At 45.9% G+C, this 758-nt stretch carries 1 pseudogene; it reads left to right on the top strand.

Features of this window, described 5'->3' with window-relative positions:
- Positions 1-758: pseudogene (locus ACFIKD_RS09690) on the top strand (transporter); the annotation flags it as partial.

Here is a 758-nt window from a genome sequence, read left to right as displayed (position 1 = left end):
CTTTATGAACATGAAGGTAATATTTATTCGCAGCAAAGTGAGTTTATCCACCAATTGGTGGGAGGTCGTCGTGAACGTATCCCCCTCACATGGGGGACGATAGCTTCAACTGTTTATTCAGACCGTCTCATTTTTGGGAAAGAGATCATAGAAATACGCTATGAGGCGGAACAACGGTTTGCGGGCATGTTTGGTTGGAAAGAATATCCAGCAAAAACCAGGGTAGGCATGGCGGATGGTTTGCTCACGCTTCCCTTTGAGTTTATTTTCACCCAATCTTTTGTTTTCAAGAGCAAAAACATTGCCAAGCAGATTATGGGGCGCAAACAAAACCAAATGGTCAATGCAGGCGACCGTGCGGGCTCACAAATTATGGAGCTTGATGATGCGCTTGATGATCTTGAATCCAATCGTTTTGTTTTAGGGGAACATCATTTATCATTGGCAGTTTTTGCTGATACGCCGCAAGAGTTAGCGGATAATCTTGCCAAAGCGCGTTCTCGTCTTACAGATGGTGGGGCTGTGATTGCGCGGGAAGATTTAGGGCTTGCCGCTGCTTGGTGGGCACAATTGCCTGGCAATTATGCTTATCGCACCCGCTCTGGTGCGATAACAAGCCGCAACTATGCAGCGCTTTCTCCTTTTCATTCTTTTCCGGTTGGAAAAATAGATGGCAATGTGTGGGGACCAGCGGTAGCCTTGATGAAAACCTCTGCTGGTTCACCGTTTTATTTTAACTTTCACTTTGGTGATTTAGG

This window comes from Bartonella sp. CR84HXZ, assembly GCF_042194535.1.
GTDB lineage: Bacteria > Pseudomonadota > Alphaproteobacteria > Rhizobiales > Rhizobiaceae > Bartonella > Bartonella grahamii.
This window is presented reverse-complemented; position numbering and strand designations above follow the sequence as displayed.